Origin of the sequence: Streptomyces silvae, assembly GCF_016745505.1 — a bacterium.
In the GTDB taxonomy this organism is placed as follows: Bacteria; Actinomycetota; Actinomycetes; order Streptomycetales; family Streptomycetaceae; genus Streptomyces; species Streptomyces silvae.
In genome coordinates, this window is record NZ_JAERUC010000069.1 from 1 (window position 1) to 14,750 (window position 14,750).

A 14,750-nucleotide genomic window follows, 5' to 3' on the forward strand; every position below is an offset into this window, starting at 1 on the left:
GGACCATGGGGTCCTGAGCCGCCCGCATCAGTGCTGGTAGGAGTGGTCTACCAGCGATACCACCGGCCACGCTTGCCGCCGGAACTCGACCGGGCGAAGAACCCGACGAGCCAGACGATCAGCACGATCACGGCGATCCACCAGAGTGCCTTGAGTGCGAAACCGGCACCGAAAAGGATCAGGGCGAGCAGAAGAACGAGAAGCAGGGGAACCATTGTTATCAACCTCCGAAACAGCTGGTGCCCTGAACCATTTCCTCTACACATCTGATCGGAAACTTAATTTCCGTGCCTGGTGAGGGCCTACGCGCGGGCGGTCACGATGCCCGTGACGAAGAGGTCGACGCCGGTCAGGAACTGCTCGCGGTCGTCGTGCTCGGGCAGTTGTGCCGCCACCCGGTGCACGAAGGGGAACCGCGCGGGGTCGAGCCGCGCCCACTCCTCGGCGACCGAACCGAGGACGGCCGCACGATCCGTGCCCTCGGCGTAGAGGCGGCCGTTCGCGGCGTTCTGCCCGGCGGCGCCGAGCACATGGCCCACGAGTGCGGACGTGGAGTCGAACAGCACGCGTTCGGGAACGCCGAGCGCCTCCAGCTGGCTGCCGAACCCCTCGAAGAGCTGGGGCAGCGCCACCAGCCAGGGCCTGCGGGAGAGCTGGACGCCTGCCCACGGGTGCATGTCGATCGCGTCGAACACGCCCAGGGCCATGGCCCTGATCGCGTCCCTCGGCTCCGCGTCCCCGGCCACGTCCGTCACCACGCGGGAGATGACGTCGTCGGTGGCCGCCGCGAGCAGCTCGTCCTTGTTGGCGACGTGCCAGTAGATCGCCCCGCTCCCGGTGGCCAGGCGCGCCGCCAGGCCTCGGAAGGTCAGCGCCTTCTCCCCGCCCGCGTCGAGCATCTCGATCGCGGCTTCGACGATGCGCTCCTTGGAGAGCGCGTCGGTACGCCGGGGGGACTGCTGCGGTCTGGTCGCCATGGGGACAGTTTGACACGACTGGAACGCTGTTCCAATCTAGAGGCATGGAACAACGTTCCAGAAGCTCCCCGTGCGTCCCGGAAGGAACCCCATGACAACCTCCACGACCCCCGTCACGATCATCGGCGCCGGCCTCGGCGGCCTGACCCTCGCCCGGGTCCTCCACGTCCACGGCATCGCCGCGACCGTCTACGAGTCCGACCCCTCGGCCGCCGCCCGCACCCAGGGCGGCCAGCTCGACATCCACGAGGAGGACGGCCAGCGGGCCCTCGCGGACGCCGGCCTCACCGAGGAGTTCCTCGCGATCATCCACGCCGGCGCCGACGCCGCACGCGTACTCGACCAGGACGGCAAGCTGCTGCTGGACATCCCCGGCGAGGGCTCGATGACCCGCCCCGAGGTCCTGCGCGGCGACCTGCGGCAGATCCTGCTCGACTCCCTGCCCGAGGGGACCGTGCGGTGGGGCCGCAAGGTCTCCGGCGTCCGCCCCCTCGGCGACGGCCGCCACGAGGTGACCTTCACCGACGGCGCCACCGTCACCACCGGCCTCCTGGTCGGCGCCGACGGCGCCTGGTCCAGGGTCCGGCCGCTGCTCTCGGACGCCAAGCCCTCGTACATCGGCACGACCTTCGTGGAGACCTACCTCCACGACGTGGACCGGCGCCACGCCGCCACGGCCGCCGCCGTCGGCGAGGGCGCCATGTACGCGCTCGCTCCCGGCAAGGGCATCGTGGCCCACCGCGAGGCGGGGAACGTCCTGCACACCTACGTCGAGCTGAACCGTTCCGCCGAGTGGATCGCCGACACCGACTTCACCGACCCGGCGGCCGCGGGCGCCCGGATCGCCGCCGAGTTCGAAGGCTGGGCGCCCGAGCTCACCGCCCTCATCACCGACGGCGAGACAGCCCCCGTCGCCCGCATGATCCACACCCTCCCCGACGGGCACCGCTGGGACCGCGTCCCCGGGGTGACGCTCATCGGCGACGCCGCGCACCTCATGCCGCCCTCGGGCGACGGCGCCAACCTCGCCATGTACGACGGCGCCGAGCTCGGCAAGGCCATCGCCGCCCACCCCGGGGACACCGAGGCGGCCCTCGCCGCCTACGAGCAGGCCATGTTCCCGCGCAGTGCCCGCTTCTACGAGGACGCCTCCGAGATCATCGACATCTGCCTCGGCGACAACGCCCCCACCAGCTTCATCGACTTCTTCACCGGCGGACAGCACTGAGCCGCCCGGAAGGACCGGGCGGCTCGGTGGAGGGAGTGGGCCAGGGGCCGGGTGGTCAGACCCCGGCGGGTTCCTTCGCCGGGGAGTCGCCGTCCGAGGTGGTACGGCCACCGGTGGCCGCGACCGGGGAGGCGGCAGGCTCCTGGGAGACGTTGAACTCCGTCAGCAGCGCCTTGCTGAAGCCGAAGAAGTACGTCGCCACGAAGCCCGCGACATAGCCGACGAGCAGCCCGCCCGCGTAGATCGCGATCGTGGAGCCCAGGCCGTGGTTGCCGTCCAGGAGCGGGAACAGGGCCCAGCCGGACGGGCCGATGGCCGTGGAGCCGACCGAGTCGCCGAGCTGGTTGAACAGGCCCACGAAGCCGCCGCCGAACGCGCCGCCCACACAGGCCGTGATGAACGGGCGGCCCAGCGGGAGCGAGACGCCGTAGATCAGGGGCTCGCCGACACCGAGCAGACCGGCCGGCATCGCGGACCTGATGGTCTTGCGGATCGACTCGTTGCGCGGGAGACGGAGGTAGACCGCGGCGGCCGCGCCGACCTGGCCGGCTCCGGCCATCGCGAGGATCGGGAGCAGGACCGTGAAGCCCTGCTGCTCGATCAGCGTCGTGTGGATCGGGATCAGGGCCTGGTGCAGGCCCAGCATCACCAGGGGCAGGAAGAAGCCGCCGAGCAGGAAGCCCGCGCCCGCGCCGCCCGTGGAGAGCAGCCAGTCCGCGAACGTACCGATGGCGGAGGAGACCTCACCGGCCACGTACATCAGGCCGAAGATCGTGACGAGGCCGGAGATCAGGACCGTCAGGGTCGGGGTGACCAGGACGTCCAGGGCCTCCGGCACCCAGCGGCGGCACCACTTCTCGACGTACACCGCGAGGACCGCCGCACCGAGGGCGCCGAGGACGCCGCCCTGGCCCGGGGCGAGGGTCTGGCCGAAGGCGTCGATGTTCGCGACACCCGGGAAGACGATGATCGCCGCCACCGCTCCGCCGAGGATCGGCGTACCGCCGAACTCCTTCGCCGTGTTGTAGCCGACGAAGACCGCGATCAGCGCCATGAAGCCGGAGGCCATCGCCGCCAGGGCCGGGGTGACCGAGGTCAGCCAGCCCAGGTTCACCAGGAGGCCGTTGAGGCCGGCGATGATGCCACAGCCGATCAGGGCGGGGATCAGCGGGACGAAGATGTTCGCGATCTTGCGCAGGAACAGCTTGAACGGGGTGGCGTTCTTCGCCTTCTGCTGCGCCTTGAGGGCCGCACCCTTGTCGGCCAGCTCCTCGGCCGTGTGGACGGGCGCGGGGTCCTCGGACGTCCGGCCCTCCTCGACCAGCTGCTCGAACTCGGGGGTGACCCGGGCGACCGTGCCCGGGCCGAGGACGATCTGGTACGTGTCGTCGTCGACCACGCCCATCACGGCGGGGAGGGCCTTGAGGGCGTCGTCGTCGACGAGGGAACGGTCGTGCAGGCCCAGCCGGAGCCGGGTCATGCAGTGGGCGATCGAGCTGACGTTCGCGGCGCCACCGACAAGCGGCAGGATCGCGGCGGCAGTGGCGCGGTTCTTGTCTTCAGTAGCCATGGTGCGTGGTGCCTTGCTGTGCGGGGAGTGGTGCGTCAGGTGGTGCGGACGGCCGCGAGGGCGGCGCGGAGGTGACCGTCGGAGTCGGCCAGGAGGGTGGCGGCGGTGGGGCCGTCGACCCCGCCGAGGATGGTGAGGATGGCGTTCTTCACCTCGCCGTCGGTGGCGGCGAGCGCGGCCTCGATCTCCTCGTCACCGGCTCCGGTGGCGAGCGAGACGATCCGGCGGGAGCGGGCGCGCAGCTTCTCGTTGGAAGCGCGCACGTCGACCATCAGATTCCCGTACGTCTTGCCGAGCCGGATCATCGTGATCGTCGAGATCATGTTCAGGACGAGCTTCTGGGCCGTGCCCGCCTTGAGGCGGGTGGAGCCGGTGAGCAGCTCGGGGCCGACGACGATCTCCAGGCCGTGCTCGGCGGCGGCGGCGAGCGCCGAGTCCGCGTTGCAGGAGAGGCCCAGGGTGAGCGCGCCCTTGGCACGGGCGTGCTCGACGGCACCGATGGCGTACGGCGTGCGGCCGGAGGCGGAGATCCCGACCACCGTGTCGTCGGCGGTGAGACCCAGGGCGTCGAGGTCGGCGGCGGCCAGCTCCTTGCTGTCCTCGGCGCCCTCGACGGCCTTGACCATGGCGGAGGGGCCGCCCGCGATCAGGCCGATGACCTCGGACGGGTCGGTGTTGAAGGTGGGCGGGCACTCGCTGGCGTCGAGCACACCGAGACGGCCGGCGGTGCCGGCGCCCGCGTAGACCAGCCGGCCGCCGCGCGCCATGCGCTCGGCGGTGGCGTCGATCGCGGTGGCGATCTGCGGGAGCTTCTCGGCCACGGCGGCGGGGACCGTGGCATCCTCGCCGTTCATGATGCGGGCGATCTCCCGCGTCGGCAGCTGGTCGATCTCGGCGAGCTCCGGCCGGAACGCCTCGGTGGTGAGGGTGGCGAGCTGGGCGCGGAGTTCGCCGTAGCCGCCGGGGGCGGCTTCGTCGGCGTTCGCGTCGGTGGTGGAGGTCATGGACAGCGCTCTGCTTTCTCGTGCTCGTACGGTTCGCGGGTGCGGGTGCGGGTGCGGGTGCGGGTGCGGGTGGCCGTGGTCAGCGGCTGCGCGGGGTGTGGCGGTGGGCGAGCGCCTCGTACGAGGCGGACAGGGCGGGGGCGGCCGTCTCGTACGTCCGCTGGGCGACCCCTATGAAGAGGCAGTCGACGACGAGGAGCTGGCTCGTGCGGCTCGACATGGCGGCGGGCCGCAGCTCGCTCTCCCGGGCCGTGGACGTGGTCAGCACATGATCGGCGTACTGCGAGACCGGGCCGTCCGGGCGGCCGGTGATCGCGACCGTCGTCGCGCCCCGGTCGAAGGCGACGCGCAGCGGCTCTATGACGTCGCCCGTGGAGCCGGAGTGGGTGATCGCGATGGCCACGTCGCCGGAGCGGAGCTGCACCGCGTTGGTCACGGCGAGGTGCGGGTCCATGTGGGCGTGGGCTATCAGGCCGATGCGGAGGAGCTTCTGCGCCAGGTCCTGGCCGACGAGGGAGGACGCGCCGACGCCGTAGATGTCGATGCGGCGGGCGGTGGCGGCGGCGGCCACGGCGGCGCCGAGCTGCACCGTGTCGAGACCGGCGGCGGTGTCGGCGAGGGTCTGCTGCTCGTCGTAGGCCAGCTTCGTGACGACGTCCGCGATGGGGTCGTCGACCGCGATGTCGGCGGTGACGGCGGGCGCCCGGCCGGACTGCTGGTGGGCGGCGAGGCCGGCGAGCGCGAGGCGCAGGTCGCGGTAGCCCGGGTAGCCGAGGAGGCGGGCGGTGCGGACCACGGTCGCCTCGCTCGTGCCCGTGAGCTCGGCGAGACCGGTGACGGTGAGGGCGGCACACCCCGCGGGGTCCCCCGCGACCGCTTCGGCGACCCGCTGCATGGAACGGGTCATGGACGGAGCGAGCGTCCGCACCTTGGCCGCGAGCGCCGCGGGGGCGGGCGGGGAGTCCGCGTTGAAACTTTCCTTCACGTCATGGGTCACATTTGAAAGATATTTTCACCGACGAATCCCGTCAACCCCCCTTTGGTCCCTACCTCTGAAGGATCAAGGCCGGGCCGGTGGACGGCCGGGGGACAATGGGGCCATGGAGTTGAACAACCTGGAACAGGAGCTGCACACCGCGCGTGCGCTGGTGATGGCCGACCTCGTCGCGGGCGACGTGGCCGAGGCCGGCATCGTCTCGATGGTCGAGGACGCGGTGGCCCACCGGCGGTGGTGGGTCGAGCAGTGGCCCGAGGGCGTGTCCTTCGTCACGGGGCTCGTGGCGCAGGACGTCCAGGACGCTCTTCTCGAAGAGTACGGGCGCTGGCCGCTGTGCCCGGTGTGCACGGAGGAAGGGCCGCACGCGCTGGACGTCGAGCCGGAGCTCGGACCCGACCCGCACTGGGTCTGCACCAAGGCCACGGTGTCCGTCGCCCGGGTCGGGTCGCTCGCCGAGGTGTTCGGCCGGTGACCGTCTACATCGACCCGCCGACCTGGCCGGGGCACGGCCGCATGTGGTCGCACCTGGTCAGCGATGCGTCGTTCGAGGAGCTGCACGCCTTCGCCGCCACGATCGGCTGCCCGCCCCGCGCCTTCGAGCGCGACCACTACGACGTGCCCGAGGCGCGTTACGCCGACGCGGTGCGCGCCGGGGCGCGGGAGGTCGGGTCGAAGGAGATCGTGCGCCGGCTCACGGACGCGGGGCTGCGGCGGCCGAAGGGGCGGCCTGCTCCGGGATGAGGTGGGCCGGAGTGCTCGCGGCGACGCGCCGGGACGGCGTGCCTCCGCCGCCCAGCCGCAGCGACACCGTCACGGCCACCAGGCCGAGCAGCAGCATCCCGGCACCCGCCCAGGCCGTGGCCCGGAAGCCGAAGTCCGCGTCGATGACCGCACCGCCCAGCCAGGGCCCGCTCGTGTTGCCCAGGTTGAACGCGGCCGTGGTCGTCGCCCCCGCCAGCGTCGGGGCCACCCCCGCGACGTTGAACATCCGGGCGTTGAGCGCCGGGGCCGTGTAGAACGCCGACAGGCCCAGCAGGAACGCCAGGACGACGACGGCGACCTGGTTCGACGCGAAGAGGGCCAGGGCCACCAGGAAGACCGTCGAGGCGCTGATGCCGCTCAGCAGCACACCGAAGAGGTGCGCGTCCGCGACCCGGCCGCCGATCGTCGTACCGATGAGCGCGCCGACGCCGAACAGCGCGAGCACCCACGGCACCCAGCCCGAGCTGAGCCCGGCCACGTCCGTCAGCAGCGGCGCGAGATAGCTGAACGCGCAGAACACACCGCCCGCCGCGAGGGCCGTGATCACGATGGACAGCCAGACCTGCCGGTCCCTGTAGATCGCCACTTCCCGCTTGAGCTGCGGCTTCTCGTCCGGCAGCGGGATGCGCGGGATGCGGGTGACGACACCGACCAGGGCCACGGCGGACGCGGCGCCCACCGCCCAGAACGCCGAACGCCAGCCGAAGCTCTCCCCGAGGAAGGCGCCCAGCGGCACCCCCAGCACATTGGCGATCGACAGCCCGCCGATCATCACGGCCATCGCCCTGGCCCGCGCGTTCACCGGAACCATCGCGATGGCGACCGCCGCGCCGACCGCCCAGAAGCCGGCGCACGCCAGCGCGCTCACCACCCGGGACACGAACAGCACGTCGTACGTCGGGGCCAGCGCGCCCGCGACCTGGCCCAGTCCGAAGACCGAGATGAGCGCGATCAGCGTCGTACGCCGTGGCAGCCGCAGTGTGGCGACGGCGAGCAGCGGGGCGCCGACCACCATGCCGATCGCGAAGGCGGATATGAGGAGTCCGGCCTTCGGTATGGAGACGTCCATGTCCTCGGCGATGGGCGGCAGCAGCCCGGACAGCATGAACTCGCTGGTACCGAGGGCGAAGACGGAGAGGCCGAGGATGTACACGGCCATCGGCATGCGGGAGCGGCTGGAAACAGAGTCGGGCATGACAGTGGCCAACAGCGCCGTAGTCCCTGTCATTCCCCTGTCTCAGTGGGTGAGCAGCTCCAGTTCCGTGGTCAGGTTCTGCCGCGCCCTGGGTTCCCATTGCGCAGCCCCGTGCGGGGTGCGGAAGAGCCGGGGCAGCTCCAGCAGCTGCCGCAGGACGGCGGCCCGCCCCTCGCGGAACGCCTCGTCGGGGACGAAGCCGTACTCCTCGCGCACCTGGGCCGCGTACGCCGCGTACTCCTTGGGGGCCGCCGCGAGGATCGCGAGGTCCGCGTCGCACAGCACCTCGCCGTTGGTGTCGCCGTCCGCCGGGTCGTGCGTGACGGTGAGCCGGACCAGCCGGGCGACCTCCGCCGTCGCCGCGTCGGGGACACCGGCCTCGGGCAGGGCGCGTTCGGCGAGGGCGGCGCTGCGCTCCTCGTTCTCGGAGCGGTCGGGGCGGTAGACCGCGTCGTGGAACCAGACGGCGAGGCGCACCAGGTCCGGGTCGGCGGCGTGGCCGGCCAGCGTGTCGACGCGGTCCAGGACCTGCGTGAGGTGGGCGGTGGTGTGGTAGCGCCGCTGGGGTTCGGCCCAGCGTTCCAGGAGGTTGTCCGCGTAGGGCAGCGGGTCGGGGCCCGCCCCGCCGCGCGCGGCGCTCAGGGCCTCGCTCCAGCGGCCACGGAGCGCGGAGGTGTCGTCGGACGGGGCGGGGGCCGTGTCGGGGGCGCTGTCGCTCATAGGCCGAGAGTAGGACGTACGCCCCGCGCGCACGGCGTGCGCCCCGGCCCCGCTCGCGGCGGGGCCGGGACGCGTCGCTCAGTGGCCGGGCGCCGTGTCCAGGGCCAGGGCCGCGTACGTCGCCAGCCAGTGGTCGGAGGAGAAGTCCCCGGAGGACACCGTCGGCAGACCGCGCGCGAGGTGGGCCTCCGCGGAGGCCAGCAGCGCGGTGCGGCCCGGGCCGTCCGGGAGCGCGCCGGCGATCGAGCGCAGGGCGGCGGCCCGGCTCAGGGTGAGGCCGAGCAGATGGCCGATCTGGGGGTCGGCGTGGTCGGAGACCACCGGCGGTTCGAGCAGCGTGGAGTCGGGCGTGGCGGAGACCAGGTCCGGCAGGAAGCCGGCGATCCAGGTACGGAACTCCGCGACCGGCAGCACCCGCCGCATCGCGTCCGCCTCGGCCAGCGCGGGGGAGAGGAAGTCCTGGCCGGAGGGCTCCCAGTGGGCGGGCGCGTCGTGGTCGTCCGTGAACCAGGTCCGCAGCCGGTCCGCCGCCGCGTCCAGGACCGCCGCCGGCAGCCCGGCCGCCGGGCCCGCGTCCAGGATCAGGCCGAGGCCGAACGCGCTGTTGTTGTGGACGCCGTGCCGCACCGGATAGGTCGCCTTGGGCAGCCAGCCGCCGAGCAGGTCGCCGACCGCTGCCACACCGGAGGCCAGCGCGTCGGCCCAGCGGTCGCCGTCGGGCGTGCCGAGGGTCCGGCACTCACCGGCGAGCGCGATCAGCCACGCCCAGCCGTAGGGGCGCTCGAAGTGCGGCCGGCCGCGCAGGTAGGACGCCTCGACGGCGATGTTCTCCGGGGTCAGATGGCTGTCGAGGACCTCGCGGATCCGGGTGGTGAGGGTCGCCGGAAGATCGCCGGTGGTGGAGAAGCGGCGCACGATGCGGACGAGCAGCCAGTGCATGTGCACCGTGGAGTGCCAGTCGTAGCCCCCGTAGAACGCGGGGTGCAGCGTGCGGGGCGCGACCAGCTCCTCGGGTCCGGCGTAGAGGTGGGCGGGCGCGTTGGGGTATTCGCGTACGACGTTGGCGAGGGCCAGCTCCGCGAAGGGGACGGCGTACGCGGCGGGGAGCGCGGGGGACATCGGGGTCACTCCAGGGGGTGGTTCGGGTCGGAAGGCACAGCGCGGCGGGAGGAGTCGGGCGGGTCAGAAGGCGAAGAGGGCCATGATCGCGACGTTGCAGACCAGCAGGGCCGCGGCCGTGGGGAGCTGGGCCTTGATCGGGCCGTACTGGTCCTTGAGTTCGAGGAGCGCCGCGGGGACCAGGTTGAAGTTGGCGGCCATCGGCGTGACGAGCGTGCCGCAGAAGCCGCAGAGCATGCCGATCGCGAGGACGGCGGGCGCGTTGCCGTTCATCTGCTCGATGAGGACGGGCCAGCCGATCGCGGCGGTCATCACGGGGAACGCGGCGAAGGCGTTGCCCATGACGATGGTGAACAGCGCCATGCCGCAGCAGTAGACGGCCACGGCCACGAGCCGCTGGCCGTCCGGGAGCACGGCCTCGGTGATCCTGCCGACCTGCTCGCCGACACCGGCGGTCTGGAAGATCGAGCCGAGCACGGAGAGGAGCTGGGGCAGGAGCAGCGCCCAGCCCATCGATTCGAGCATGTTGCGGCCGGAGTGCAGCGGCACGGAGAGCTTCCGCTCGCGCAGGAGCAGCATGCCCACGACCAGGGCGGCGATCGCACCGACGCCCAGGCCGAGAATGGTCTCGGACCCCGGCTCCAGGACCGGTTCGCCACCGATCTTCCAGCTCTTCACGAGCGTCGCGCAGATCATCGCGACCACGGGGATGGTGAGCGCCGGGAGGAACAGCTTGTTGCCGAAGCGGGCGGCCGAGGCGACGCGCTTCTCACGGGGCGGGGTGTGCGGGGCGCCCTTGCCGGTGAGGCCGAAGCCGCCCAGGACGATGAGGACCAGGACGACGACGCCCAGGGGTTCGGCGGGCAGGGACTTGTCGACGACCCCGGTGGAGTAGAAGAACGCGGCGCCCAGCAGACCCCAGAAGCCGGCGGAGCCGAAGCGCTTGGGGTTGGTGCGGTCCACGGCCATCTGCGCGGCCATGACGAGGAACACCGCGCCGACCAGCCAGAAGAAGTACTCGGACTTGATCACTTGGCGTCCTCCGTCCGGAGCCCGGCGTGTGCCGTCAGGTCGTTCTCGGCTGCGGCGACGGCGAGTTCGCGCTCCAGCTGCCGGTCCAGGTTGAGGAGGCGGGCCCCGTGGATCAGGAAGGCGCAGATCGCGGAGGGGATCGCCCACATCGCCAGGTGCAGGGGTTCGAGGTGCTGGTCGTACGTGGAGTTCACGAAGCCGGTGATCAGCAGGATCGACCCGATGGCGAGGAAGCAGTCCTCACCGAAGAACACACCGATGGTGTCGGCACCGGACGCGTGCGAGCGGACCTTCTCGCGCAGCTTCTGCGGTAGGGGACCGCCCGCCTTGGTCTCGGCGGCGGCCTCGGCCATCGGGGCGATCAGCGGCCGCACGCTCTGCGCGGGGCCGCCGATGCTGGTGAGGCCGACGGCGGCGGTGAGCTGCCGGATCAGCAGGTAGAGCGTCAGGAAACGGCCGGTGGTCAGCTTGCCCAGCCTGCCGATGAGCGTACGGGCCTGCTCCTGGAGCCCGTAGCGCTCCAGGAGCCCGATGACGGGCAGCGTGATGACGAAGACCGTCACGGAACGCGCGGAGGCGAAGCTCTCCCCGAAGGAGGCCAGCACCTCCTGCGGGGACATCTTGCCGAGCAGCCCCGTGACGATGCCTGCGACACCCACGACGAGGAGGGGATTGCGGCGGGTGGCGAATCCGAGGATCACCACGAGCACGCCGAGGAGAACGATCACGCGTCGGCCTTCTTCCGCGCAGGACGTGGCGGTGCACGGTCCTGACCAGACGGGGTTGGTACGCGAGACCTTAGGGTCTTGTTCAACAATCCCACAAGAGTGTGAGCTACATGGATCGGAATCGGCAGTTCCGAAGAGTGGGGTGAGGGATTGCTTGTCCGGATGTGCCTGCATTCGGGGCGGAATGCGGGCCTGCGGGCGACGGGGAGATCAGGGAACGATCGGGGTCAGCGCTCGGTGAGCCGCTGTGCGTACGCCTCCGCCAGCTGGCGCCTGGAGTCCTCCAGGTAGAAGGCGAGCATCCGCTCCGCGCCGGCCGCGTCCCCCTTGGTCAGTCTGTCCGTGATCTCCCGGTTCCGGGTGAGATAGGGCTCGTGGAAGCGGCGGGGGTCGGCCATCACATGGAAGGCGAGCCGCAGTTCGGCGAGGACGTTGCGCATCAGCTCGTCGGTGCGGGGGCTGTCCGCCAGGCCGGCCAGCGCCTGGTGGAAGCGGATGTTGGCGGTGGAGCAGGCGGCCCAGTCGTCCCGCAGCGCGGCCTGTTCGCCCGTCGAGACCGCCGCCTCGACCGCCGTCAGGTCGAACGGCGGCTCACCCAGGGCGCGCAGGGCCGCGCACTCGACGAGGAGCCGCACCCGGTAGATGTCGATCAGGTCGTCCACGGCCAGGATGCGGACGAAGACGCCCCGGTTGAGCCGGTGCTCCAGCAGGCGCTCGTGCGACAGCAGGCGGAACGCCTCGCGCAGGGTGTTGCGGGACACGGCCAGTGCGCCGCTGATGCTCTCCTCGGACAGCCGGCTGCCCGGCGGGAAGTACCCCTCGGTGATCCGGTCCCGCAGGACGACGGCGACCCGCTCGGCCGTGCCGGAGCGCTTCAGGGAGGCGCTGTGCGTCGCCAGTTCCGAGAGATCCGGTGCGCCGCCGCCGTTCGTCCCGCCGGCCGTCGTCCCCGCCATGCCCCGCCCCTTGCCTGGTGTTCCGTCAGCTGTGTTCAGTTGTGTCCAGTGTTTCAGTGAACCGTACGGGGTCTCAGGCGGCGGGCGGGCTCTTGTCAGATTGTTGAACAATCGCTAGCGTGCGCCCGTGACGGATCTGATGAGTGTGACGCGCCCGGTACGGACGATGGACCTCAACGCGGACCTGGGCGAAGGGTTCGGGCGCTGGACCCTCACCGAGGACGAGGCGCTGCTGACCTGTGTCACCAGCGCCAACGTGGCCTGCGGCTTCCATGCGGGCGACGCCTCCGTGATGCGGCGGGTCTGCGACGCGGCGGCGGAGCGCGGCGTACGCATCGGGGCCCAGGTCTCCTACCGCGACCTGGCCGGGTTCGGGCGGCGCGCCATGGACGTACCGGCGGCCGAGCTCACCGCCGAGATCGCCTACCAGATCGGCGCCCTGCGGGTCTTCGCGGAGGCGGCGGGGTCCACCGTCTCGTACGTGAAACCGCACGGCGCGCTCTACAACCGGGTCGTCCGGGACGAGGAGCAGGCCGCCGCCGTCGTCGCGGGCGTGCTGCTCGCGGGCGGCCGGCCCGCGGTGCTCGGGCTGCCCGGGTCGCGGCTGCTCGCCCACGCGGAGGCCGCCGGCCTGACCGCCGTCGAGGAGGCCTTCGCCGATCGCGCGTACACCCCGCACGGCACGCTCGTGCCACGGGGCGAGACCGGCGCCGTGGTGCACGACGCGGACGAGGTCGTACGCCGCAGTGTCGGCATGGCCGTCGACGGCGCCGTGACCGGGGTGGACGGCAGCCGGATAGCGGTCGCCGCCCGGTCGCTGTGCGTCCACGGGGACACCCCCGGTGCCGCCGCGCTCGCCCTGCGGGTGCGGACGGCGCTGGAAGAGGCGGGCGTCAGCGTGCGGGCGTTCGCGTGAGCGCCGGCCGGGCGGACGCCGACAGCGCCGCGCGAGCGGTCACCGACCGGGTGCGCGGCATCCGGGTCCTGGAGGCGGGCCCCCGCGCCCTGCTCGTGGAACTGGACTCCGGCGAGGACGCGGAGGCCTTCCACGCGGAGCTGCTCCGCCGCCGGGCCGCCGGTGAACTCCCCGCCGTACGCGAGATCGTCCCCGGCGCCCGCACGGTGCTGCTCGACGGGGTGGAGGACCGGACGCTCGCCGGGCGGATGCCGTCGTGGACCGTGCCGCCGCTGAGCCGGGGCGCGGGGGAGGCCGTCGAGATACCCGTCGTCTACGACGGCCCGGACCTCGCCGATGTGGCCGAGGCGTGGGGCGTCGCCGTCGACGAGGTGCCGCGCATCCACGCCCGTGCGGAATTCCGGGTGGCCTTCTGCGGGTTCGCGCCCGGCTTCGCCTATCTCACCGGTCTGCCCGCGCACCTGAGCGTGGAGCGCCGGGCCACGCCCCGGACCCGGGTGCCGGCCGGGGCGCTGGCCCTCGCCGGGCCGTACACCGGGGTCTATCCGCGTACCTCGCCCGGCGGCTGGCAGATCATCGGCCGGATGCCCGGACCGGACGCGCTCTGGGACCCGGGACGCGAACCCGCCGCGCTGCTCGGCCCCGGGGCGCGCGTGCGCTTCGTACCGACGGGGGTGACCGGATGAGCCCGGCGATCGAAGTGGTCCGGGCCGGCGCCCTGACCACCGTGCAGGACGCGGGCCGTACCGGCTGGGCGCACCTCGGCGTACCCCGCGCCGGGGCGCTGGACGAACCGGCCCGGCGGCTGGCCAACCGGCTCGTCGGCAACGCCCCCGAAGCGGCCGTGCTGGAGACCACGCTCACCGGGTGCGCGGTCCGCGTGACCGGCACCCGGCCGGTGTACGCCGTCGTCGGCGGGGCGGGCTGCCGGGTCACCGTGGACGGCCGCCCGGCCGCCTGGGGCGCGCCCGTGCGGGTGCCCCCGGGCGCGGTGCTGGAGGCCGGGCCCGCGGTGCACGGGCTGCGCGGCTATCTGGCGTTCGCGGGCGGCCTGGAGCCCGAGCCGGTGCTCGGCAGCCGGTCCGCCGACCTGCTCTCGGGGCTCGGCCCGCCCGTCCTGCGCGACGGGGACCGCCTGCCGCTGGGCCGGCCGGGCGGGGCACCCCGCGCCGACACCGTGCCCTGGCCGGGTGCGCCCGCCGAGCTGGTGCTGCCGCTCCACCGGGGCCCGCGCGACGGCTGGTTCACCGAGGAGGCGCTGCGCACGCTCACCACCGCCGGGTACCGGGTCTCGGAGCGCAGCAACCGCATCGGGCTGCGTACGGAGGGGCCCGCCCTGCGGCGCGTCCGGGACGGTGAACTGCCCAGCGAGGGCATGGTGCTGGGCGCGGTCCAGGTGCCGCCGGACGGGCTTCCGGTGGTGTTCCTCAACGACCATCCGACGACCGGGGGTTACCCCGTCGTGGGTGTGGTCGCGGAAGCCGCGCTGGCGGGCGCGGCGCAGGCGGCCCCGGGGACACCGGTGCGCTTCGTGGAGGCGTGACGC

General features: G+C 72.7%; 17 protein-coding genes. 6 read left to right on the top strand and 11 right to left on the bottom strand.

Features of this window, described 5'->3' with window-relative positions; translation table 11 throughout:
• Positions 1-47 precede the first annotated feature (47 nt).
• On the bottom strand, positions 48-215 hold the full coding sequence (locus JKV81_RS08880) for a DUF5670 family protein (protein WP_124274063.1): 168 nt from the start codon (positions 213-215) through the stop codon (positions 48-50).
• An 87-nt stretch (positions 216-302) separates the two neighbouring features.
• Positions 303-977, bottom strand: a complete 675-nt coding sequence (locus tag JKV81_RS08885) for a TetR/AcrR family transcriptional regulator (RefSeq protein ID WP_129264902.1) — start codon at positions 975-977, stop codon at positions 303-305.
• Between the two features lie 91 nt (positions 978-1,068).
• Between JKV81_RS08885 and JKV81_RS08890 the strand changes: the two genes are divergently transcribed.
• The gene (locus JKV81_RS08890; RefSeq protein ID WP_129264903.1) at positions 1,069-2,205 is read left to right on the top strand and encodes an FAD-dependent oxidoreductase; all 1,137 of its coding nucleotides are present in this window, start codon (positions 1,069-1,071) and stop codon (positions 2,203-2,205) included.
• Between the two features lie 55 nt (positions 2,206-2,260).
• Here the strand turns inward: JKV81_RS08890 and JKV81_RS08895 are convergent, their stop codons facing one another.
• The 3 genes from JKV81_RS08895 to JKV81_RS08905 all read right to left on the bottom strand — a co-directional run bounded on the left by JKV81_RS08895 (position 2,261) and on the right by JKV81_RS08905 (position 5,776).
• On the bottom strand, positions 2,261-3,775 hold the full coding sequence (locus JKV81_RS08895; RefSeq protein ID WP_129264904.1) for a PTS transporter subunit EIIC: 1,515 nt from the start codon (positions 3,773-3,775) through the stop codon (positions 2,261-2,263).
• 35 nt (positions 3,776-3,810) lie between these two features.
• Positions 3,811-4,779, bottom strand: coding sequence for an N-acetylmuramic acid 6-phosphate etherase (gene murQ, locus JKV81_RS08900; protein ID WP_202075337.1), 969 nt, complete (start codon positions 4,777-4,779; stop codon positions 3,811-3,813).
• Between the two features lie 79 nt (positions 4,780-4,858).
• Positions 4,859-5,776, bottom strand: coding sequence for a MurR/RpiR family transcriptional regulator (locus tag JKV81_RS08905; RefSeq protein ID WP_099174072.1), 918 nt, complete (start codon positions 5,774-5,776; stop codon positions 4,859-4,861).
• Positions 5,777-5,879: 103 nt separating this feature from the next.
• On the opposite strand from JKV81_RS08905, the gene JKV81_RS08910 reads away from it, so the two are divergent.
• Both JKV81_RS08910 and JKV81_RS08915 read left to right on the top strand, forming a co-directional pair.
• On the top strand, positions 5,880-6,248 hold the full coding sequence (locus tag JKV81_RS08910; protein ID WP_129264906.1) for a DUF8819 family protein: 369 nt from the start codon (positions 5,880-5,882) through the stop codon (positions 6,246-6,248).
• Positions 6,245-6,517 carry a DUF4031 domain-containing protein gene (locus JKV81_RS08915; protein ID WP_124274066.1) on the top strand — a complete coding sequence of 91 codons (273 nt, stop codon included), beginning with the start codon at positions 6,245-6,247 and terminating at the stop codon, positions 6,515-6,517. Before JKV81_RS08910 ends, JKV81_RS08915 begins: the two co-directional genes overlap by 4 nt.
• Here JKV81_RS08915 and JKV81_RS08920 read toward each other — a convergent pair.
• The 6 genes from JKV81_RS08920 to JKV81_RS08945 all read right to left on the bottom strand — a co-directional run bounded on the left by JKV81_RS08920 (position 6,468) and on the right by JKV81_RS08945 (position 12,288).
• Positions 6,468-7,703: a Cmx/CmrA family chloramphenicol efflux MFS transporter gene (locus JKV81_RS08920; RefSeq protein WP_202075365.1), complete on the bottom strand. Its 1,236-nt coding sequence runs from the start codon at positions 7,701-7,703 to the stop codon at positions 6,468-6,470. The two genes, JKV81_RS08915 and JKV81_RS08920, sit on opposite strands and share 50 nt — an antisense overlap.
• Positions 7,704-7,775: 72 nt before the next feature.
• Positions 7,776-8,453 (bottom strand): HD domain-containing protein, encoded by a 678-nt coding sequence (locus JKV81_RS08925; RefSeq protein WP_124274068.1) that lies wholly within the window; start codon positions 8,451-8,453, stop codon positions 7,776-7,778.
• Between the two features lie 78 nt (positions 8,454-8,531).
• On the bottom strand, positions 8,532-9,572 hold the full coding sequence (locus JKV81_RS08930; RefSeq protein WP_202075338.1) for a DUF2891 domain-containing protein: 1,041 nt from the start codon (positions 9,570-9,572) through the stop codon (positions 8,532-8,534).
• A 63-nt stretch (positions 9,573-9,635) separates the two neighbouring features.
• Positions 9,636-10,604 carry a DUF979 domain-containing protein gene (locus tag JKV81_RS08935; RefSeq protein ID WP_129264910.1) on the bottom strand — a complete coding sequence of 323 codons (969 nt, stop codon included), beginning with the start codon at positions 10,602-10,604 and terminating at the stop codon, positions 9,636-9,638.
• Positions 10,601-11,332, bottom strand: coding sequence for a DUF969 domain-containing protein (locus tag JKV81_RS08940; protein WP_124274071.1), 732 nt, complete (start codon positions 11,330-11,332; stop codon positions 10,601-10,603). Before JKV81_RS08940 ends, JKV81_RS08935 begins: the two co-directional genes overlap by 4 nt.
• Positions 11,333-11,559: 227 nt before the next feature.
• Entirely contained in the window at positions 11,560-12,288 is a 729-nt protein-coding gene (locus tag JKV81_RS08945; protein ID WP_129264911.1) for a GntR family transcriptional regulator, read from the bottom strand.
• A gap of 166 nt (positions 12,289-12,454) precedes the next feature.
• On the opposite strand from JKV81_RS08945, the gene JKV81_RS08950 reads away from it, so the two are divergent.
• The 3 genes from JKV81_RS08950 to JKV81_RS08960 are packed head-to-tail and all read left to right on the top strand — an operon-like array spanning position 12,455 to position 14,747.
• A complete protein-coding gene (locus tag JKV81_RS08950; protein WP_099174063.1) occupies positions 12,455-13,204 on the top strand; it encodes a LamB/YcsF family protein in 750 nt (249 codons plus the stop codon).
• 50 nt (positions 13,205-13,254) lie between these two features.
• Positions 13,255-13,890: a 5-oxoprolinase subunit B family protein gene (locus JKV81_RS08955; RefSeq protein WP_202075366.1), complete on the top strand. Its 636-nt coding sequence runs from the start codon at positions 13,255-13,257 to the stop codon at positions 13,888-13,890.
• Complete coding sequence (locus JKV81_RS08960; RefSeq protein WP_124274073.1) at positions 13,887-14,747, top strand: 5-oxoprolinase subunit C family protein; 861 nt, start codon at positions 13,887-13,889, stop codon at positions 14,745-14,747. Before JKV81_RS08955 ends, JKV81_RS08960 begins: the two co-directional genes overlap by 4 nt.
• Positions 14,748-14,750 lie beyond the last annotated feature (3 nt).